The organism is Rhodanobacter sp. B05, from assembly GCF_002001085.1.
Lineage (GTDB): Bacteria > Pseudomonadota > Gammaproteobacteria > Xanthomonadales > Rhodanobacteraceae > Rhodanobacter.
Map to the genome: position 1 here is coordinate 97,439 of NZ_MUNU01000010.1, position 20,003 is coordinate 117,441.

Sequence of the window (20,003 nt, forward strand, 5' to 3'; positions counted from 1 at the left end):
CAGTGGGCGCTGGCGTACATCGCCGCAGCGTTCGCGTTGATCCAGGTGGTCGATGTTGTTGCGCAGCGCTTCGGCTGGCCCGACCCAGTCGAGCGCTTCATCATCATCGCACTCGCCGTCGGCTTTTTCGCGACGCTGGTACTCGCGTGGTATCACGGCGAACGTGGCGTGCAGCGGGTGAGCGGAACGGAGTTGTTGATTCTCGCATTGCTGCTGGCGGTTGGCGGTGGCTTGTTGTGGCGCTACGCGCAAGCACCGCGACCCATTCCGATTTCGGCTGCCGCCATGGCGACCGCGCAAGTTCCGTCTACGCGGGCAGTGGCGGCCGCGATGCCGATTCCCGCCAAATCCATCGCCGTACTACCGTTCGAGAATCTCAGCGCGGACAAGAACAATGCCTACTTCGCCGACGGCATGCAGGACCTGATCCTGACTAAGCTCGCCGACATCGGCGACCTCAAGGTCATCTCGCGCACCTCAACCATGAAGTACGCCAGCCACCCTGATGACCTCAAGACCATCGCGCAGCAACTGGACGTCGCCACGATCCTGGAAGGCAGCGTGCAGAAAGCGGGCAATCAGGTGTTGATCAATGTTCAGTTGATCGACGCGCGCAGCGACAACCATCTGTGGGCCGAGAGTTACACGCGCACACTGGACAACATCTTCGGGGTCGAAGGCGAGGTCGCGCAAAAGGTGGCCGATGCCTTGCAGGCCAGACTGACGAACACCGAACAGCAGAACGTCGCCGCGATCCCGACGCAAAACCCTGCCGCTTACGATTGGTTCTTCAAGGCGGAATACCAGGCCAACAAGGCATTCGATTCCCAGAACGCCGCGGACTTCAAGCTCGCCGAAGACGACTATCGCCGGGCGATCGTGCTCGACCCGGGCTTCGCGCTCGCCTATGCCCGGCTTGCCTACTGGCAGATGGTCGGCCACTGGTTTGTCGCGCCGCTGAACGACGAAGCATTGGCCAAGGTCAAGGCGACGATCGACCACACCCTGGCGATTGCGCCCGACCTGCCGGATGCACATCTGGCGCTCGGCTACTATTACTACTGGGGTTATCGCCGCTATGCCGATGCCGCCGCGCAATTCGAGCGCGTGCTGCAACTCTCGCCCAACAATGCGCAGGCGCTTGGAGGGCTGGCGTTCATCGATCGCCGCCGCGGCCGGTGGCCGCAAGCGCTGGCAACCCTGCAACAGGCGCTGTTGATCTCGCCGCGCGACGCCTACCTGCTCGGCCAGTATGGTTGGACGTTGTGCATCATGCGGCGATATTGGGAAGCGGATCGGCAATTGACGCGCGCACTCGCGATCGAGCCAGGCAAGACCGACAACAAGGATGGACTTTGGAGAACGCGCCTGATCGGATTGGGCGATGCTCCGGGTGCACGCAAGGCTTACGATCCCTTGCCCGGTTGGCGACTCGATACACCCATTGCAGCCGGGGAGATTGTTGCGCTGATCAATCCGATCGTCTACCCGGATGTATTCGAACGCCATTTTGATGCGGCGTCGAGCGCATGGGATTCGGCGCCGGTCGACACTGATGCGGGGCGGCTCACCCGCCGATCCGCACGCGTGGCCATCCAGGTTGTCGCAGGGCGGCAAGCGGCGATCCAGCCCGACTGCTCGCAATTGAAGCCATTACTCGACGCGGCACTTGCGAAGCATCCCGATGTCATCGGCGACCTCCAGCAGGTCGCGTGGGTGGACGTGTGCCTGGGCCGCAACGCGGATGCCATAGCCGCCGCGCGTCGCGCATCGGAAGTCATGTCACTTTCCAGGGACGCCTACTTCGGCGCGTATGCCCTGGCGGGGCTGGCCGAGGTGGAAGCCCACGCGGGCGCGAAAGACCAGGCGCTCCAGTTGATCGACCAACTGATGGCGATCCCGGCTGGTGAGGTCATGAGCGTGACCCGCCTGAAGCTCGATCCGGTGTGGGACCCGTTGCGCAGTGATCCGCGGTTCCAGGCGTTGCTCACGAAATATTCCGGCGTGCAGTCAATGGCAGCAACAAGCGGAGCATTGCCGTGACCGGGTTCATCGCGCGCCTGAAGCAGCGCAAACTGGTGCAGTGGGCATTGGCTTACGTCGCGTTCGCATTCGCGCTGCTGCAAGGCGTCGACATCGTGGCGGCGAAGTTCGGCTGGCCGGATTCGGTCGAGCGCATCCTGATCATCGCTTCGTGCATCGGATTCTTCGTCACCCTGCTGCTGGCCTGGTATCACGGCGACCAAGGTCGCCAGCGCGCCAGCGGCACGGAGTTGCTGCTGATCGCGCTGGTGCTGGCGGTAGGTGGGGGCTTGCTGTGGAAGTTTGCTGGTGTCTCGGCAAATCGCGACGTCACGGAAACCTCGACCACACTTGTTGCGCAAGCGATGCCGAGGACGACCTCCGCTGCATCAACCGCCGGCAACGCGCAAGCGCAATCGGCCGCCGCGGCCATCCCGGCCAAATCCATCGCCGTGCTGCCGTTCGAAAACCTGTCGGACAACAAGGACAATGTGTACTTCTCGGACGGCTTGTCCGAGGAAATCCTCAACTCGCTGGCGCGCATCGACGGCCTGCGCGTGATCGGGCGCACTTCCTCGTTCCAGTTCAAGGGCAAGGACGTGGACTCGCCCACGATCGGCCGGCGGCTGGGCGTGGCCAACCTGCTGGAAGGCAGCGTGCGGCGCGAAGGCGAGCGGGCGCGCATCACGGCGCAACTGATCCGCGCCTCCGACGGTACCCAGCTGTGGTCGCAGACCTACGATCGCACGGTAACCGACAGCCTGGCCGTGCAACTGGATATTGCCGAGCAGGTCGCCGGCGTGCTCAACGTCGTGCTGGACGACAAGCAGCGCGCGCGCATGCGTGCGGCCGGCGTGAAAAACGTGGATGCCTTCATCGCTTATCAGAAAGGCTGGAAGCTGTACATCGACGCGCATGCCAAACCCGGTGTCAACCTGATCGATGGACTGCGGCAGGCCAATGTCGAGTTCGACAAGGCCACCGCGCTGGACCCCGACTTCTCCTTTGCCTATTACGCCGAAGCGGATCTTTACGAACACACGCTGATGTCCGATGGCCGCAGCCGTGCGGAACTCCTCGATGCCCAGCGCGCCGCCCTTCACACGCTGGAACGCGCAGGTGCCACCAGCCCCGATCCGCAGCAGCGCGACCTGGCACTGGCCGAACGGCAGATGCTGAGCGACGACTGGCACGGTTTGGCCGATCGCATCGAAACCGCACTCAAGCAACCGGGTTGCAGCGCACCGAACTGGATGCCGGTATTCGCCAGCGCGTTCGGCTATGGCGACCTGATCGAGAATCTCGGCGCGCGCGTCAATGTCTGCGACCCGCTGAACGGCATCAACTACCACACGCGCGTATCGGCGGCACTGGCGACCGGTCATCCCCAGCGCGCGCTGGACATATGGGCAAAAGCCGAGACGACGTTTGGTGGCGGCCCCACGCCGACGTCATCCCAGGCCATTGCGCTGACCATGCTGGGGCGGATTGCGGAAGCCCAGGCCACGCTGGACTCGATGGAACCCAGCGGAGATGGGTACTACATCGCGCAACTGATCGTGGGCGAGGCGGCTGGCACGGATCCGGCAAAGCTCAACGCCAGTCTGCAAAAAGTGGATCGAAACAGCTCCAAGTTCGAGAGTTGGGACGTCACCGATGCGGTGGTGGCGGCGTTATCCGGTGATCGCGCGGAAGCCGATCGCCATGCCGCTGCACTGGACGCGCGACCGGCGGGCGGACTGCTGCTTGCCATTGTCGTCACCGAATGTCAGTGCGGCGCGCCATTCGACCTGGACGCCACGCCCCGTTTCAAGGCGCTGCTCGCCGAATCCGGACTGCGTTGGCCGCCGCCTGAAACCATAAAGTATCCCGCTCGCGCAGCGCACCATGGTTCGCCGCCGGTTTCTGCCGCAGCGGCGGCAAAGGCGCGCGTGCATGACTGATCTCTGGCAACGTCTGAAGCAACGCAAGCTGGTGCAGTGGGCGCTGGCCTATCTCGCCGCAGCATGGGCGCTGTTGCAGGCGCTTGGGCTCGCGGCGGACAGCTACGACTGGCCGCACGGCGTCATGCGCGTTGCGTTCGCGATCATCGCCCTGGGTTTCGTGGTCGCATTGGTGCTCGCTTGGTACCACGGCGAGCGCGGCGTGCAGCGCGTCACCGGAACCGAGTTGCTGATCCTTGCTTTGCTGCTCGCGATCGGTGGCGCGTTATTGTGGCGTTACGAGCGTCTGTCGCCATCAACGAGTAGCCCGGATGCAGCGCAGCGGAATCCGGGGCTGATCGCGACAGCGCAAGCCGTTCCGATCCCCGCCAAATCCATCGCGGTGCTGCCGTTCGCGAACCTCAGCGGCGATCCGCAGCAGGTGTACTTCAGTGACGGCGTCACCGAAGAAGTCCTCAACGCGCTGGCGCAGCTTCCGAACCTGAAGGTGGCCGCGCGCACATCTGCCTTCACGTTCAAGGGCAATGCAAGCGACGTGCACGAAGTTGGCAGGGTGCTCGGCGTGGCGACGGTGCTGGAAGGTAGCATCCAGAAATCCGGTGACGAGGTGCGCATCACCGTCCAACTGGTGGACACCCGCAGCGGTTATCAACTGTGGTCGGAGAACTACGATCGCAAGTTGAACAACATCTTCGCGGTCGAGGATGAAATCTCCAACGCGGTTGCCGATAAGCTGCGCGTGCAATGGAACAGCGCGCAACCGCTGGTCGTGCAGAAGACCGTCGATCCACGTGCGCACGACTTCTACCTGCGCGGACTGACATTGCTCGCCGCGCGCGGCCCTGGCTTGCGGAATGCGGTCGCGGACTTCCAGCAGGCGGTCTCGATCGATCCGGATTTTGCGCAGGCTTGGGGGGCGATGGCGGACGCTGAAGCGCTGTTGCCGAGCTACGGGCTTGCGGATCTGTCAACTGCGCAGGTACGCGCGATGTCCTTCGCGCAACACGCGCTGGCGCTGGATGAACGTACAGCATCGGCATACGGAACCTTGGGGGTCCTCTATCTCAGGCGCTGGCAATGGGAACAGGCCAATGTTGCTTTCCAGCATTCATTGGCACTGGCACCAAGTGATGCAGAAGCGATCGACCAGTACGCACAGTACTTGTTTGCTTGTGGCCAGTTCACGCGCGCTGAAGCGGAGTTCGAACGCGCGCAAGAGCTTGATCCCTTGTCGGCGATCGTTGCGACGATGCGCGCTGGCACATTGTTTGCGTTGCGTCGTAACCAGGAAGCCAGCTCGCAACTTGGCCGCGCCCTGGCCATCGACCCGAACTTCCGGTTGGCTCACACCATCGCTACGATTACAGATGCGCAAGCTGGCCGTTTTTCGCAGGCCATGGTGCACGCACAATCAAGCTTCGGCCCCGACGCGGCAGAGCTGCTTGTACGCGGCATGGCTGATCCGGGGCTGCGCGGAAGAGTGGTGCAGGAGCTCGAAACGTCTTCCTCGCCTTCATTTGTCGCGCTGCGCAGCAACTCGTTTGCGTTCGCGCAGTTTCTGGCTTTACTGGGCGCACGCGATCGCGCTCTTGACGCTTTGGAAGACCTTGCAGCGGATCATGCCGTTCCCGAGCCGATGCAGATCTGGAGCACGGGTCTGGATTCCATCCGCAACGATCCGCGTTTCAAGGCGGTGCTGAAGAAGATGGGACTGCCGTACAAAGCGGCAGAAAACACGCATGGCTGAGTTTATCGCCCGCCTGAAGCAACGCAAGCTGGTGCAGTGGGCGCTGGCGTATATCGCGTTTGCATTTGCGGTGATCCAGGTACTGGATGTCATCGCGCAGAGATTCGGGTGGCCCGACCAGATCGAGAAGCTGCTGATCCTCGCGCTGGCGATCGGCTTTCTCGTCGCGCTGGTGCTGGCGTGGTACCACGGCGAACGCGGCGCGCAGCGCGTCAGCGGCACGGAAATCGTGATTCTCGCGCTGCTGCTGGCGATCGGCGGCGGCTTGCTGTGGCGTTATGAACGCGTGCTGCCATCCGCGATTAGCCCGGCTGCAGCGCAGCGCAATCCGGAAGCTGTCGCAACTGCGCCCGTCACTCCGATTCCCGCCAAATCCATCGCGGTGCTGCCGTTCGTCAACATGAGCGGCGATGCGAAGAACGATTATTTCAGTGACGGCATCACCGAGGAAATCCTCGATGCGCTGGCGCAGTTGCCGAACCTGAAGGTGGCCGCGCGCACTTCCGCATTTGCGTTCAAGGGCAAGGCCGAGGATTTGCGCAAGGTCGGCGAAGTGCTGGATGTCGCGACGGTGCTGGAAGGCAGCGTGCAGAAATCCGGTGACGAGGTTCGCATCACCGCGCAGTTGATCGACACCCGCAGCGGCTACCACCTGTGGTCGGAAAAATACGACCGCAAGCTCACCAGCATCTTCGCGGTCGAGGATGAAATCTCCAAGGCCATCGCGGACAAGCTGCAAGTTCAATTCGCGGGCGGAAGCGGTCAATCGCTGGTCGCCCGGAAAGCTGTTGATCCACGAGCACACGATTTTTATCTGCGCGGTCTGCCGTTGATTGCGGCGCGCGGTCCCGCGTTGCGCGAAGCGGTTGCCGATTTCCAGCAGGCGGTGGCGATTGATCCGGACTACGCGCAGGCCTGGGCGGCGCTGGCAGAGGCGCAGTTGCTGCTGCCTCACTATTTCCTGGAACCGCAGGCGACGGCTGCGGCTGCGGGCGAAGCAGCCGCCAAACGCGCGCTGGAGATAGATCCCGACACAGCCTCCGCTTACGTGGCGCTTGCGATGCACTATCGCGTGCTGTGGAGGTGGTCCGAAGCGGATGAGGCGTTCCGGAAAGCATTGAAGATCGCGCCCGGAGACGCCGAGGCCGCCGATCAATATGGCCAATACCTGCTCGCGGCGGGACGGCTGCAGGATGCGCTGGCGGAAATCGATCGCGCGCAAAAACTCGATCCGCTGTCGGGAATCATCGGGGCCACGCGTACCAACGTGCTCACCGCCTTGCACCGTTTCGACGATGCGCAGACGCAAATCCGGCGCGTGACCGATCTTCATCCCGACTACGCGCTCGGCCATTTCATCGCGGCGGATGTCGCGACTTACCTGCGCGGCTATGCGGAAGCGAAATCGCAATTGAATATCGGCGCCAGGCTCGCCGGCGAAAATCCAGACGTGTATATGCTGCTGGTGAATGGCATTGCCGATCCGGCACAGCGCGCCGCGGCGACGCGCGCGGTTCTTGCGGCATCCACCGATGCGCATCAGCGGCTGACCCAACCCGCGCGGATCAAGTGGCTGATGTTGCTGGGCGATCGCGAGGATGCGCTGGACGCGTTGCAACACATCGGCAACGAGGTGATGTTCGGACAGGACAACGTCTGGCAACCCGCCTTCGACCCGGTGCGCGGCGAAACGCGTTTCAAGGCGGCGCTGACGCGGATGGGTTTGCCGTACGCGCGGCAGGGAGCGCATTCGCCATGAGCGCGAGGCCGTCTTTTTTCGCCGAACTCCAACGCCGCAACGTGCTGCGCGCGGGCGTGCTATACGCCGGCGCGGTGTGGGCGCTGGCGCAAGGGCTCGCGCAATTGCTGCCGCTGTTCGGCGATTACGAATGGATCGCGCGCTGGTTTGTGATCGCGGGCGTCATCGGCTTTCCGTTCTGGATCGCCTTCGCGTGGTTCTACGAATTCACGCCGCAAGGCCTGAAGCGCGAGAGCGAAATCGCGCCCGGCGATTCGGTCGCGCATTCGACCGGCCGCAAGCTGGACAAGTGGATCATCGCGGTGCTGGTCGTCGCGGTGGTGCTGCTGCTGACCAACACGTTCGTGTGGCGAAGAGGCGCCGGGCTGGACGGCGGCGGCATCGCGCCGGATATCTCCTCGAAGTCGATCGCGGTGTTGCCGTTCGACGATCTCAGCCCCGCGCACGACCACGGTTATTTCTCCGCCGGCATGGCCGAGGAATTGTTGAATGCGCTGGCGAAGGTGCAGGGCCTGAAAGTCGCAGGCCGCGCCTCATCGTTCTATTACGGCAGCCACAATGCCGACCTGCGCACCATCGGCAAGGCGCTGGACGTGGCCAACGTGCTGGAAGGCTCGGTGCGCACGCAGGGCAATGCGGTGCGCATCAGCGTGCAACTGGTCCGCACCGGCGATGGATTCGAAGTGTGGTCGCAGAGTTACGACGGCGACATGCGCAACATCTTCGATGTGCAGGAGCGCATCGCGCGCGCCATCACCGATCATCTGAAGATCGTCCTGACCGGCAGCGAGCAGGCGCGGCTGGTCCCGATCGCGACCACCAGCGCGGACGCCTATGCGGATTTCGTCACCGCGCAGGCACTGGTGAACAAGCGCGTCGGAGACAGTCTGCCGCAGGCAATCGCGTTGCTGCAAAAGGCGACGACGCTGGATCCGAAGTTCGCGCGCGCCTGGTCGAAAATGGCAGTCGCGTATGCAGTCGTGCCGCAGTACACGGGGGGCGACTGGAAGGCGAGCTGGAAAATGTCCGATGATGCCGCGCATCGCGCGCTCGTGCTCGATCCGGGTGACGCGGAAGCCTACGCGACGCTGAGCTACAACCAGTTCTCGCAGCGGCATTACGTGGCGATGGTCGAGCCGATGCAGCGCGCCATGCAACTGGCGCCCGGCAGTTCCGCGGTGAACTACTGGGCCGCCAACGAGCTGGCGGCATTGGGTCACACGCATGATGCGGAAGCGCGGATCGATACGGCGCTGGCCGACGACCCCGCCAATGTCCTGCTGCTGTTCTACAAGAGCATGTTGCGCTGGCGCGAGGGCGATCAGGCCGGCGCACTGGCTTACATCCATCGCACCGGCGTGACGGATTCGCCGTTCGGTGCGCTGATGCTGGAGTTCTATGACGCCGCGCATGGCGACATGGCGGGCTCGGCCCGGGAGTTCGCCAACTCGACGAGCCAGATGGGCACGAAGATTTCCCGCGCCGATCTGCAGACGATCTATCGGGGCACCTATGGCGAGGCTACGCAGCGCGCAATCGCACTGAAAATCCTCGATGCGCATCTGGGTGACGACTGGGCGCCGACGATACTGCTGCAACTGGGCGATCCGGCGCACTCGTTCGATCTTTTCGAGCACGGCCGCAGCGGTTTGTCGGATGCCTATCTCAACTGGCTGTGGCAGCCGGAGCCGTGGTCGCGCAAGGCGCGCCAGGATCCCGCGTTCCAGGGCTTCGCGCAGCGCATCGGCATGGTCGCCTACTGGAAACAGTTCGGCTGGCCGGACCTGTGCACACCCGCGCCGGCCCAAAGCTCCGACGTATTCGTCTGCCGATGAACGTCAGACCGTCCCCCTTTTTCGAATTGCGACGCCGCAATGTGTGGCGCGCTGCGGTGCTGTACGCGGGCGCCAGCGCACGCGCCATGCTGGAGCGGCTCGCCGGGGTGCTGAATCCGAGCGCCGCCGCGCGGGGACGCGAGTTGACCGATGCGATCGCCGGTCACGGGGACCGCCACGCGTTGGCGCTTCGTTATGCCGGATCCGCTGCGAGGCGCGATTTATCGAAGTGGTCAAGAAGATGAAGACCACCGATCCGTATTACGCAAAGGTGCGTGGGGGCAAGCATGGGTGAACTTCTCGCACGCCTGAAGCAGCGCAAGCTAGTGCAATGGGCGCTGGCGTACCTCGCCGCGGGATGGGCGCTGTTGCAAGCGCTCGGTCTCGCGGTGGACAGCTACGACTGGCCGCACGACATCATGCGCATTGCGTTCGCCGTGATTGCGCTGGGCTTCGTCATCGCGCTGCTGCTGGCGTGGTACCACGGCGAGCGTGGTGCACAACGCGTCTCCGGCGCGGAATTGCTGCTGATCGCACTGGTATTGGCGATCGGCGGCGGATTGTTGTGGCGCCATGAACGTGCAGCACCTGCTCAAATCCGTAGCCCCGATGCAGCGCAGCGGAATCCGGGAAGGACCATCCCGGATTCCGTCGCTGCCGCGACTTCATCCGGGCTACCCATTGCGCCTGTGGCGGCGAGCGCGCCAACCATTCCGATTCCCGCAAAATCCATCGCGGTGTTGCCGTTCGTCAACATGAGCGGCGATCCGAAGAACGATTATTTCAGCGACGGTATCACCGAGGAAATCCTGGACGCGCTGGCGCAGGTGCCGGATTTGAAAGTCGCCGCGCGCACTTCCGCATTCGCCTTCAAGGGCAAGGCCGAGGACCTGCGCAAGGTCGGGGAGGTGCTGGATGTCGCGACGGTGCTGGAAGGCAGCGTGCAGAAATCCGGCGACGAGGTGCGCATCACCGCGCAGTTGATCGACACGCGCAGCGGCTATCACCTGTGGTCGGAGAAGTACGATCGCAAACTCACCAGCATCTTCGCGGTCGAGGATGAAATCTCCAAGGCGATCGCCGACAAGCTGAAAGTGCAACTGGCGGAGGGAAGCGGCTCAACGCTGGTAGCGCAGAAGACGGTCGATCCACGTGGGCACGATTTCTATTTGCGTGGATTGACCCTGCTGGCCGCGCGCTCGGTGGGCGAAGCGGTTGGCGTTTTCCAGCAGGCTGTCGCGATCGATCCGAACTATGCGCAGGCATGGGCGGCATTGGCGGAAGCCCAGGCGCTGCTGCCAGGCTACGGGCCCGCGTCGGCCCAAGTCGCCTACGCGGATTCGCTGGCATCCGCGCAGCGTGCACTCACGCTGAATCCGGATACCGCGTTGGCTTTTGTCGCGCAAGGCATGGTGTACGGCAACCAGATGCGCTGGGCCGACGCGGATCGCGCCTTGCGCCGGGCACTGGCGCTCGCTCCCGGCGACGCCGAGGCCCTGAACCAGTACGCACAATTCCTGGACGGCGCGGGCCAGCTCGAACCCGCGCTGGTCGAACTGGATCGCGCGCTGCAGCGCGATCCGCTGTCCGGGATCAGCGCCGCGATCCGGGTGCAACTCCGGTTGCGGTTGCATCGCGACGATGCCGCCACTGCCGCTTCGCAAATCGGGGCGATCGTGGCTGCGCATCCGGAGAGCCTGTTCGTCCACCGCGCCGCGCTGAACATCTATCTTGCCCTTCGGCGTTATCCGGAAGCGGAGGCCCAGGCTCGCGCGGCGGCTGCACTCGGCGGCACCAATCCGGAAGCCAGGGTGTTGCTGGTCCGGGGTATCGCCGATCCGGCCCAGCGCGCGCGCGCGGTACAAAGCCTGGAAACTGCATCGGCCAATGCAGAGATTCCTCGCGACGCGATCGTGCATGCCATGTTCCTGATCCAGTTGGGCGAGCGCGATCGCGCCCTGGATGCGCTGGAAGAATTCGCGGCGCGAGGCAACAGCACGGTTCCGCAATTGCTCTGGATTGAGGCGTTCGATCCCATCCGCAACGATCCGCGCTTCAAGGCGGTGCTGAAGAAGGTGGGATTGCCTTACGTGCCGCAGGATGCGGCGGCACCATGAGCACAAGGTACTCCTTGTTCGAAGAACTCAAGCGCCGCAATGTGCTGCGCGCGGCAGCGTTGTACGCCGGTGCCGTGTGGGCGCTGGCGCAGGGCATTTCGCAGCTCGGGCCGCCGCTTGGCGCGCCGGCATGGATCACGCGCTGGTTCGTGATCGCCGCATGCGTTGGCTTTCCGTTCTGGATCGCGTTCGCGTGGTTCTATGAATGGACGCCGCAGGGGCTGAGGCGCGAGAGCGAAATCGCGCCGGACGATTCGGTCGCGCATTCGACCGGGCGCAAGCTGGACAAGTGGATCATCGCGGTGCTCGCCGTGGCGGTGGTGCTGCTGCTGACCGATCGATTCATCTCGCCCAGGGGAACGGGTGGAATCACGGACAAGTCCATCGCGGTATTGCCGCTCAGCAACGAAAGCGGCGAAAGGGACCAGCAGTATTTTTCGGATGGCCTGTCGGAAGACCTGATCACCGCGTTGTCGCAGTTCGCGGGCCTGAAGGTGATCGCGCGCGATTCATCGTTCAAGTTCCGCAATTCCAGCGACGATCCGAAGACCATCGGCGAGAAACTCGGCGTGGCGCATCTGCTGGAAGGCAGCGTGCAACGCGCCGGCGACGTCGTGCGCGTCAGCGCGACCCTGATCAAAGCCGCCGACGGCACGGCGGTGTGGTCGCAGCACTACGACCGGCCGTACAAGGATCTGTTCGCGCTGCAGGACGACATCACTCAAAAGGTCGCCGCCGCGCTGAAAGCGAAGTTGCTCGACAACGGCAAGGCGGCACCGCAGGGCGATCGGCCGCCCAGCGGAAGCCTTGATGCATGGAACGCGTATTCGCGCGGACGCTTCCATGCCGTCCTGATCGATCCGGCAGACGCCCACGAGGCGATCGCGTTTTTCCAACAGGCGACCGCGATCGATCCGCATTACGCACGGGCCTATGCCAATCTGGCCTACACGTGGGCGACGCTCGGAGGCACGTTCCTGAGCGGCGAGGAACAGCGGCAAGCCTTCGTCAAGGGCCGGGCCGCGGCCGAGCGGGCATTGCAACTGGATCCCGACATGGCGATGGCGCACGTGTCGCGCGCGGTGCTGCTGCAGTGGGCGGATTTCGATTGGACCGGGGCGGAGGCCGAATACCGTCGTGCCGTGGAGCTTGCACCCAATGACAGCCTGCCGCAGTTTGGACTGGGCCTCGTGCTCGGGGCACTCGGAGACCCACGGCGGGCGATCCCATTGATCCGGCGATCCATCGCGACCGATCCCCGCAGTGGCGCCGCCTGGTATTGGCTGGGCTGGAACCTCGCTGCCGCGGGCCAGCTCGATCAGGCCGAGCTCGCGGCGCGCAAGGCCATCGAGGTCATGCCGGGCAAATCGTTCCTTCCCGCCGGGCTCGCGCTCATTCAGATCCAGCGCGGCGAAGCCAAGGCCGCGCTGGCCACGGCGCAACGGGAACCGCCCGGCACATGGCGCGATATCGCGCTGGCCTTCGCCCTGCAAGTCGGCGACGACCGTGCTGCGGCCGATGCGGCGCTGCAGAACCTGATCGCAAAGAGCGCTGACGGATCGGCTTACCAGATCGCCGAGGTGTATGGCTTGCGCAAGGACCCGGACAACATGTTCCAGTGGCTGGATCGCGCGTGGGATACCCGTGATCCGGGCATCCAGCGATTGCTCACCGATCCGTTCATCCTGCGCTACAAGGATGATCCACGCTTCGCCGCGTTCTGCCGAAAGGTCGGCCTGCCGGCCACCGGCGCCAAGGCGCTGCCGTAAGGCGGAATACGCCCGCCACTGCCGCCGCGCACCCGGTTTCGTTGCCCCGGCGGGATTCGCCTGGTCTTCCCGCCCGCCGATTGCGCTCTGCATCGGTCATGACGGTGCAAAGGCTTTCCGAAAGTGCGCATTCGCGGCACTTGTGCGGCGGGAATCGCGCCGATAGCGTGGCGTCGCTGCGGGAGGCGGCCAACCGGCCGCGGCATGGCATCAAGACTGCGCATGATGCGCACGTCGATTCGGGTAGGGAGTCACTCCTTTTCTGCGGTGGGGATGTCATGCGTTTCCATTTGAAAGCTCGGGCTGCCGCCTGTGCGGCAGTGTGTGTGTTCGCATGTGTTGCCGGCGCGGCGATCGCCGCAACGGCCGCGAATGCAGCGGGCGATGATCCATTCCGCGCCGCGGAAGCGTGGGCGTTTCCAGTATTCCCGCCGCCGCCGGATCCGCACGCGCCGAAGCCAAAGTCCGATCCGCGCAAGGTCCTGCACGTGACCGGCAGCGCAGTGAATTACACGCAGGCACAGATGGATGGCATCGATGACGCGGACTGGTTTCCGCAGGATCATCCGCCTGCGCCGCACATCGTGGAGGTGGGTCGCAAGCCGGCCCGACCTTGCGCCGAGTGCCACCTGATCAGCGGCATCGGTGTCCCCGCCACGGCGTCGCTGGACGGCCTGCCGAAAGCGTACATCCTGGAACAGGTAGCCGCGTTCCACGCCGGCAAGCGCGGCATCGGTGGCCCCGCGACTGCGCACGACATGATCGATGAAGCGCGCGCACTGACGCCGGCCGATCTGCAGCAGGCAGCCGACTGTTTCTCGGCGACGAAGTTCGTTCCGCGCGTGCACGTGGTCGAAACGGCGAGCGTGCCGAAGATGCACTGGAAATATTTCGTGCAGGTGCCGGACGAGGGCGATGCGCGCGGACCCATCGGCGAGCGCATCATCGAAACGCCAGCAAGTTTCAGTGACTACTCCCTGTCCGACGATCGCGTCCGCTACCTCGCCTACGTGCCGACGGGCAGCATCTCGCGCGGCGCGGTCATCGCCGCGAACGGCACCGGCGCGGCGGCATCGTGCGAATCCTGTCACGGCACGAAGCTGCAAGGCGTTGGCGACATTCCGTATCTCGCCGGGCGCTCGCCAACTTACATCGCACGCGAACTGATCCTGTTCCGGCTGGGACGCCGTACCAATCCCGGCGCGGCGCCGATGCGCGCGGAAGCCGCGCAGTTGACGCTGAATGACATGATCGACGTCGCCGCGTATGCGGCCTCGCGCAAACCTTGACTTCCAGTAACACGACGCGGGATGCGGCGCTGTATCCACCGTGCAATCGCCTCGGCCTTCTTCGCGACAAATCATCAACACATGGCGGGGTGATCCATGAAGAAAACCATTTCCTGCTGCGCGCTGCTGCTGGCTCTGATCTCCCCTCGGATCGCCGACGCAGCGCCGGGTTCCAGCCACTATCTCTTTGTGTGGGCGATGGAAGCCCAACATCCTCATGCCTCGGTGCCGGAGATGACGCCGGCCGACATTCCCGCGCGGCGAAGCGGTCTGGGATTGGGCAAGGACTTCCTCGCGGTGTTCGACATCCGCCCTGGTCCATCGTTCGGCAAACTCGTGGCGATGCTGCCGGTCGGAGATGCGGCGCAGGCACATCACACGAACTACGCGGAACCCCCGAACGACATCCTGTACGCCAACGACTGGCTCGGGGATCGCACTTACGTCTTCGACCTTCGCGATCCCGTGCATCCGCGCCTCGCGCGGAAATTCGGCAGTGTCGGCGCATTCGGTTACCCCCACTCGTTTGTCCATCTCTCCAACGGCAACACACTGGCAACGTTCCAGTATTCCGGCGGGTTTAACCATGCCGCAGGCGGGTTGGTCGAGTTCGATCCGCAAGGCAAGGTCGTGAAGACCGCTTCGGCAGCCGTGGCCGGGCATCCCGACGTTCGCCCGTACAGCTTGGCGGTGGACGAAAAACACGACCGCGTCGTCACCGGCAGCGCGGACATGATGGCTGCGCAGGTCAGCCATGTGGCGCAGGTCTGGCGGCTTTCCGATCTGAAGCTGATGCAGACCATGCCGCTGCCGCCGCAACCCGACTGGTATTACGACACGGCTGCGGATTCGTCCGAGCCGCGCCTGCTTGCCGACGGCAAGACGGTCGTCGTTCCGACCTTCAATTGCGGTCTCTTCCTGGTCCGGAATCTGACGGGCGACCATCCTACGCTGCAGCATGTCTACGACTTCGGCTACCGCACATGCGAAGTGCCGGTGGCCGTCGGCAATTTTCTGGTGGAAGCCGCGCAAAGCGGACACGCCATCGTGAGTCTCGACATGCGCGATCCGGAGCATCCGCGCGAAGTCAGCCGTATCCTGCTGCCGCCGGACGAATATCCGCACTGGCTGGCGCTCGAGCCGGGCGGAGGTCGCTTGGTCGTCACCGGTTACGGTGCGCTCGATACCAAGGTGCGATTTGCAACGATCGACCGCCAGACGGGCGAACTGAAGCTTGACCCGGCGGTGATCGATTTCACACGCACGTGGCCGGACGGCTGGCAAGGCAGCGCCATGCCGCACGGCGCCGTATTCAGCAATCCATGAGGACGAGGAGAACGCACATGAAGAAAATCGTTGCGGTTGTGGTGATGGTTTGCATGGGCTTGTTTGCGGGAAGTGCCTGCGCGCAACCGGCTTTGTCGGCGGCGGAACAGGCGATCCGGCCGCAGATGGCGAAGATGTTCCAGGCCGCGAACGCGCACGATACCGATGCGTTCATGGCGACGATGGTGCGCGGTCCGAACCTGGTCTTCGCCATCAACGGCACGGTCATCCATTGTGGGATCCGGGTTTCGACCCGATCCGCGACGATCCGCGCTTCAAGGCAGTGCTGAAGAAGACGGGATTGCCGTACAAGCCGCCGGAAACGGCGGCGCAGTAATCACCTGTGTTTGCAGACGACGCGAATCCGAAAACATTCCTTTGTCGATCGGGGTTTTGATGTGCGTACCGAAATTGGGAAATGGACCACCATTTCAGTAGCCGTATCGCTTGTGTTGCTGGTGACGGGCAGCTCGGTTGTCCTTGCACAGAATGCGCGGACATCGAGGAATGCCGAAATCCGCACCGCGATGACCTGGGCGTTTCCGCTCAATCCGCCGCCCGACCCGAACACGCCGCCGCCGGATATGCACAAACCGCTGCATGTGCCGGGCAGCACGCGCAGCTACACGCTGGCGCAGTACGACGCCATGTTCGGTGCACCCGACTGGTTCCCGCAGGATCATCCGCCGATGCCGCGCATCGTGGCCCGCGGCCGCAAGCCGGCGTGGGCCTGCGCGTATTGCCATCTGCCGAACGGGCAAGGCCGTCCCGAGAATGCGGCGCTTGCGGGCTTGCCCGCTGCTTACATCATCGAGCAGGTCAAGGCGTTTCGCAGCGGCGAGCGCGCCAGCGGGCGGGCGGCCACGGCGAAATTCATGCCAGCCGAGGCACGCAACGTCGGCGACGTCGATCTCCGACTCGCCGCGGCCTATTTCTCGAAGCTCGAGTTCAAACCGTGGACGCGGGTGATCGAATCCCCGACGGTGCCGAAGACGCACATCGCGCACTGGATGCTGGCGGCAGATGCCGGGGGCGCACGCGAGCCGATCGGCGAGCGCATCATCGAAACCTCTACCGACATGGAACGCACCGAATTGCGCGATACGCGCTTCGGGTTCATCGCGTACGTGCCGCCCGGCAGCATCGCGCGCGGCGCGGTGATCGCGGCGAAAGGTATCGGCGCCGCGCAAGCCTGCGAATCCTGCCACGGCGCCGATCTGCGAGGCGTCGGCAATATCCCGCCGCTCGCGGGCCGGTCGCCGACCTATATCGTCCGTGAGCTAATCCTGTTTCAGACTGGCGGCCGTAGCAATGCCGGTGCCGCGCCGATGCAGCGGGAAGCGTTGCACCTGAGCTTGCGCGACATGATCGCGGTGGCGGCTTATGCCGCCTCGCGCGAGCCCTGAGGCTCGAATCGAGGAGAACTCGCATGAAACGGTTTTGCCTGGTGGTTGTGATGCTTTGCATGGGCCTTTTCGCGGGCATCGCTTGCGCGCAATCCGCATCGTTGTCGGCGCAGCAGCAGATCGAAGCTGTCGAGGCCAACATGGGGCGCGCAGCGAAAGCACATGACGCCAAGCGTTTCATGGCGGCCTTCCAACACGGCCCGGAATTGGCTTTCGCGTTCAACGGCAGGGTCATCCATGGCTGGGATGCATTGTATGCGCAGCAGTTGAAGTGGTGGCGCGGCGGCAAATCCGACGTGGTTTACAGGCCGACTACCGCGACCGAGTTCTTGCAACTTGCGCCCGATGCATGGGTGACCACCGCGACCCTGTCCTCGCGGCGGACCGGTCCTGACGGGAAGCCGGCGGTCGGAACCTTTACGGTCACCAGCATCTGGCGGAAATTCGCAGATGGCTGGCGCATCGTGTACGGCCACGAATCCTGGGTGCGCTAGCCTCGGCAGATTCCTGGCGAACCGGACTGTGCGTGAATGCATCACTGCCAATAGAGCGAAACACAGATGCGGAAAAATCTACTTCTGCCCACTTTCATTATCTGCCGCAGCGAGCTGCTGGTGGAGATCGATGGTTGGCGCTACGCGTAGATGACGTCCTTCGTCGATCAGCGCAGCAAGTAGATCGCCGATCTGCAGCTGCGCCAACCCGCATCCCGCTTACTGCGATCGATACGAGGGATCCACGCCAGCGATGAAGGCTTTGACCTCGGCGCGAAGGTAGATATTCGCATCGACTTTGTAAGCAGCCACGCGCTCGTCGTGCAGGGACAGGTTGCGCAGCTGTTGGCCGGTTGCCGCATCGAACACGTACAGGCTGGCGCGATAGCTGACCTTGGGCGGCGTGTAGCCGCCGGAAAGATTGTCCCCTTTCACGTAGACCTTGTTGTAACTGGACACCACCAGCGGCGTGATGCTGACGGCCAGCCGATACGGCGTAGTGGCCTGTCGATCCGGCGGCGGCGCATCCAGCGACTCCACCATCCGCATGTGGATATGCCGATCGCCGGCCCAGTGCTCGAAGCCGTGGCGGATCGTGTTGCACGAAACAAATTCACCCAGGCACGACAGCTCGAGGCTGAGACGCGGCGTGCCATCGCGAGCAAACAGCGGCAACGATTGCAGTGACTGCCGGTCGGCGGCGCTGAGCACCTGGGCTGTGCCAGCGCAGCCCTGCAAGGCGACAGCGACAAGCAGACCCCCGAAAACATGCCACGATGGCTTCATGCGCATCCGTGCCACTCCCCCTGTGTTTTCGCTTGGAAATCGTGTCCCGGAAAGGATTGGTGCCAACGGCCGCGAAGCCGTGGCACGCGGCCCGACTATAGCGGCTTCTTCACCGGCCGCTTCCAGCCCTCGAACGTCTGCTGCCGGCCGCGCGCGACCGTCAGCTGCCCTTCCGGCGCATCGTGGGTGATCACCGAGCCGGCGCCGATGGTGGCCTGCGCGCCGATCGTCACCGGTGCCACCAGGGCGGTATTCGAGCCGATGAAGGCGCCGTCATCGATGCGGGTGACGAACTTGTTCACGCCGTCGTAGTTGCAGGTGATGGTGCCGGCGCCGACGTTGACGCCGCGGCCGATCACGGTGTCGCCGAGGTAGCTGAGGTGGTTCGCCTTGCTGTTCTCGCCGATGCGGGTCTTCTTGGTTTCGACGAAATTGCCCACGTGCACGCCGCTGTCGAGTTCGGTGCCGGGGCGCAGCCGCGCGAACGGGCCGATCGTGCAGGGCCCGTGGGTGACGACGCCATCGAGATCGCAGTGCGAGTGCAGCACGGTACCGGCGGCCAGTCGCACGTTTTTCAGTCGCGTGAACGCACCGATGCGCACGTCGTCGCCGAGTACCACATGGCCTTCCAGGATCACGTCGACGTCCAGTTCGACATCGCGGCCGGCCTCGACCGTGCCACGCACGTCGACCCGCGCGGGGTCGGCCATGCGCACGCCGTCGCGCAGCAGGGCGTGCGCAGCGCGACGACGGAACGCGGCCTCCAGTTCCGCCAGTTGCACGGGGTCGTTGGCGCCGGCCGCTTCGACCGGATCGGCGCACTCGACGCTGAGCGCGCCACGACCCTCTTCGGCAGCCATCCGGAACACGTCGGTGAGGTAATACTCGCCTTGCGCATTGTTCCGATTGAGCTGCTTGATCCAGCTACGCAAGGCCAGCGCCTCGGCGACCAGGATGCCGGTGTTGACCAGGTTCACCGCGCGCTGGCCGGAGTCGGCGTCCTTCTCCTCGACCACCTCGCGCACGCGGCCATTGCCGTCGCACAGCACGCGGCCGTAACCCTGCGGGTCGGCCAGCCGCGTGGTCAGCAGGCTGAACTTGCCCTCCGCTTCCAGCAGCTGCTGCAGGGTGTCGACGCGGGTCAACGGCACGTCGCCATACAGCACCAGCACTCGCGCCACACGAGGCACCTCGGCCAGCGCCTGCTCCACTGCATGGCCCGTGCCCAGCCGCTCGGCCTGCAGCACCCAGCGCAGAGCCTGCCCCGGACTTGATCCGGGGTCGGCCTGGTCCGCAAACGCCGCCCGCACCTGCTCGCCGCAGTGGCCGTAGACGATGTGGATGGCGGCCGGCTGCAAGGTCCGCGCGGTGGCGATCACATGCGCCAGCAAGGGCTTGCCGGCCAGCGGCATCAGCACCTTGGCGCGATTCGATTTCATCCGCGTGCCGGCACCGGCGGCCAGCACGATCACATGCAGCTGAGCATCGTCCATCTCGACCCCGTTTGTCG

15 protein-coding genes are annotated in these 20,003 nt (G+C 64.3%); 13 read left to right on the forward strand and 2 right to left on the reverse strand.

Annotated features, from left to right (window positions below):
• Positions 1-45 precede the first annotated feature (45 nt).
• The 13 genes from B0E47_RS04380 (at position 46) to B0E47_RS04435 (ending at position 17,707) form a co-directional block, all read left to right on the forward strand.
• Positions 46-2,043: a tetratricopeptide repeat protein gene (locus B0E47_RS04380; protein WP_254422816.1), complete on the forward strand. Its 1,998-nt coding sequence runs from the start codon at positions 46-48 to the stop codon at positions 2,041-2,043.
• The gene (locus B0E47_RS17090; protein ID WP_077512785.1) at positions 2,040-3,965 is read left to right on the forward strand and encodes a hypothetical protein; all 1,926 of its coding nucleotides are present in this window, start codon (positions 2,040-2,042) and stop codon (positions 3,963-3,965) included. The genes B0E47_RS04380 and B0E47_RS17090 overlap by 4 nt, the downstream gene beginning before the upstream one ends.
• Positions 3,958-5,712, forward strand: a complete 1,755-nt coding sequence (locus B0E47_RS04390; protein ID WP_077512786.1) for a hypothetical protein — start codon at positions 3,958-3,960, stop codon at positions 5,710-5,712. Before B0E47_RS17090 ends, B0E47_RS04390 begins: the two co-directional genes overlap by 8 nt.
• Entirely contained in the window at positions 5,705-7,471 is a 1,767-nt protein-coding gene (locus B0E47_RS17095; protein ID WP_077512787.1) for a tetratricopeptide repeat protein, read from the forward strand. Before B0E47_RS04390 ends, B0E47_RS17095 begins: the two co-directional genes overlap by 8 nt.
• Entirely contained in the window at positions 7,468-9,306 is a 1,839-nt protein-coding gene (locus tag B0E47_RS04400) for a hypothetical protein (protein ID WP_077512788.1), read from the forward strand. Before B0E47_RS17095 ends, B0E47_RS04400 begins: the two co-directional genes overlap by 4 nt.
• On the forward strand, positions 9,303-9,551 hold the full coding sequence (locus B0E47_RS16995; protein WP_168171003.1) for a hypothetical protein: 249 nt from the start codon (positions 9,303-9,305) through the stop codon (positions 9,549-9,551). The genes B0E47_RS04400 and B0E47_RS16995 overlap by 4 nt, the downstream gene beginning before the upstream one ends.
• A gap of 42 nt (positions 9,552-9,593) precedes the next feature.
• Positions 9,594-11,423 carry a hypothetical protein gene (locus B0E47_RS04405; RefSeq protein ID WP_077512789.1) on the forward strand — a complete coding sequence of 610 codons (1,830 nt, stop codon included), beginning with the start codon at positions 9,594-9,596 and terminating at the stop codon, positions 11,421-11,423.
• Complete coding sequence (locus B0E47_RS04410; RefSeq protein ID WP_077512790.1) at positions 11,420-13,192, forward strand: tetratricopeptide repeat protein; 1,773 nt, start codon at positions 11,420-11,422, stop codon at positions 13,190-13,192. The genes B0E47_RS04405 and B0E47_RS04410 overlap by 4 nt, the downstream gene beginning before the upstream one ends.
• A 326-nt stretch (positions 13,193-13,518) precedes the next feature.
• Entirely contained in the window at positions 13,519-14,481 is a 963-nt protein-coding gene (locus tag B0E47_RS04415; RefSeq protein WP_077512791.1) for a hypothetical protein, read from the forward strand.
• A gap of 96 nt (positions 14,482-14,577) precedes the next feature.
• Complete coding sequence (locus B0E47_RS04420; RefSeq protein ID WP_077512792.1) at positions 14,578-15,807, forward strand: hypothetical protein; 1,230 nt, start codon at positions 14,578-14,580, stop codon at positions 15,805-15,807.
• Between the two features lie 17 nt (positions 15,808-15,824).
• A complete protein-coding gene (locus B0E47_RS16705) occupies positions 15,825-16,097 on the forward strand; it encodes a hypothetical protein (protein ID WP_139351329.1) in 273 nt (90 codons plus the stop codon).
• 57 nt (positions 16,098-16,154) lie between these two features.
• Complete coding sequence (locus B0E47_RS04430; RefSeq protein ID WP_217318895.1) at positions 16,155-17,213, forward strand: hypothetical protein; 1,059 nt, start codon at positions 16,155-16,157, stop codon at positions 17,211-17,213.
• Positions 17,214-17,236: 23 nt separating this feature from the next.
• Positions 17,237-17,707 carry a nuclear transport factor 2 family protein gene (locus tag B0E47_RS04435; protein WP_077512795.1) on the forward strand — a complete coding sequence of 157 codons (471 nt, stop codon included), beginning with the start codon at positions 17,237-17,239 and terminating at the stop codon, positions 17,705-17,707.
• 219 nt (positions 17,708-17,926) lie between these two features.
• Here the strand turns inward: B0E47_RS04435 and B0E47_RS04440 are convergent, their stop codons facing one another.
• Complete coding sequence (locus B0E47_RS04440; RefSeq protein WP_139351331.1) at positions 17,927-18,493, reverse strand: hypothetical protein; 567 nt, start codon at positions 18,491-18,493, stop codon at positions 17,927-17,929.
• A gap of 95 nt (positions 18,494-18,588) precedes the next feature.
• Positions 18,589-19,986, reverse strand: a complete 1,398-nt coding sequence (gene glmU / locus B0E47_RS04445; RefSeq protein WP_077512797.1) for a bifunctional UDP-N-acetylglucosamine diphosphorylase/glucosamine-1-phosphate N-acetyltransferase GlmU — start codon at positions 19,984-19,986, stop codon at positions 18,589-18,591.
• Positions 19,987-20,003 lie beyond the last annotated feature (17 nt).

What these genes read in the sequence shown, in the direction of transcription:
- B0E47_RS04420 (WP_077512792.1), top strand. Translation starts at nt 14,578, where the DNA reads ATGAAGAAAACCATTTCCTGCTGCGCGCTGCTGCTGGCTCTGATCTCC.
- B0E47_RS04390 (WP_077512786.1), top strand. Translation starts at nt 3,958, where the DNA reads ATGACTGATCTCTGGCAACGTCTGAAGCAACGCAAGCTGGTGCAGTGG.
- B0E47_RS04435 (WP_077512795.1), top strand. Translation starts at nt 17,237, where the DNA reads ATGAAACGGTTTTGCCTGGTGGTTGTGATGCTTTGCATGGGCCTTTTC.
- B0E47_RS17095 (WP_077512787.1), top strand. Translation starts at nt 5,705, where the DNA reads ATGGCTGAGTTTATCGCCCGCCTGAAGCAACGCAAGCTGGTGCAGTGG.
- B0E47_RS16995 (WP_168171003.1), top strand. Translation starts at nt 9,303, where the DNA reads ATGAACGTCAGACCGTCCCCCTTTTTCGAATTGCGACGCCGCAATGTG.
- B0E47_RS16705 (WP_139351329.1), top strand. Translation starts at nt 15,825, where the DNA reads ATGAAGAAAATCGTTGCGGTTGTGGTGATGGTTTGCATGGGCTTGTTT.
- glmU (WP_077512797.1), bottom strand. Translation starts at nt 19,986, where the DNA reads ATGGACGATGCTCAGCTGCATGTGATCGTGCTGGCCGCCGGTGCCGGC.
- B0E47_RS04400 (WP_077512788.1), top strand. Translation starts at nt 7,468, where the DNA reads ATGAGCGCGAGGCCGTCTTTTTTCGCCGAACTCCAACGCCGCAACGTG.
- B0E47_RS04410 (WP_077512790.1), top strand. Translation starts at nt 11,420, where the DNA reads ATGAGCACAAGGTACTCCTTGTTCGAAGAACTCAAGCGCCGCAATGTG.
- B0E47_RS04405 (WP_077512789.1), top strand. Translation starts at nt 9,594, where the DNA reads ATGGGTGAACTTCTCGCACGCCTGAAGCAGCGCAAGCTAGTGCAATGG.
- B0E47_RS04440 (WP_139351331.1), bottom strand. Translation starts at nt 18,493, where the DNA reads ATGAAGCCATCGTGGCATGTTTTCGGGGGTCTGCTTGTCGCTGTCGCC.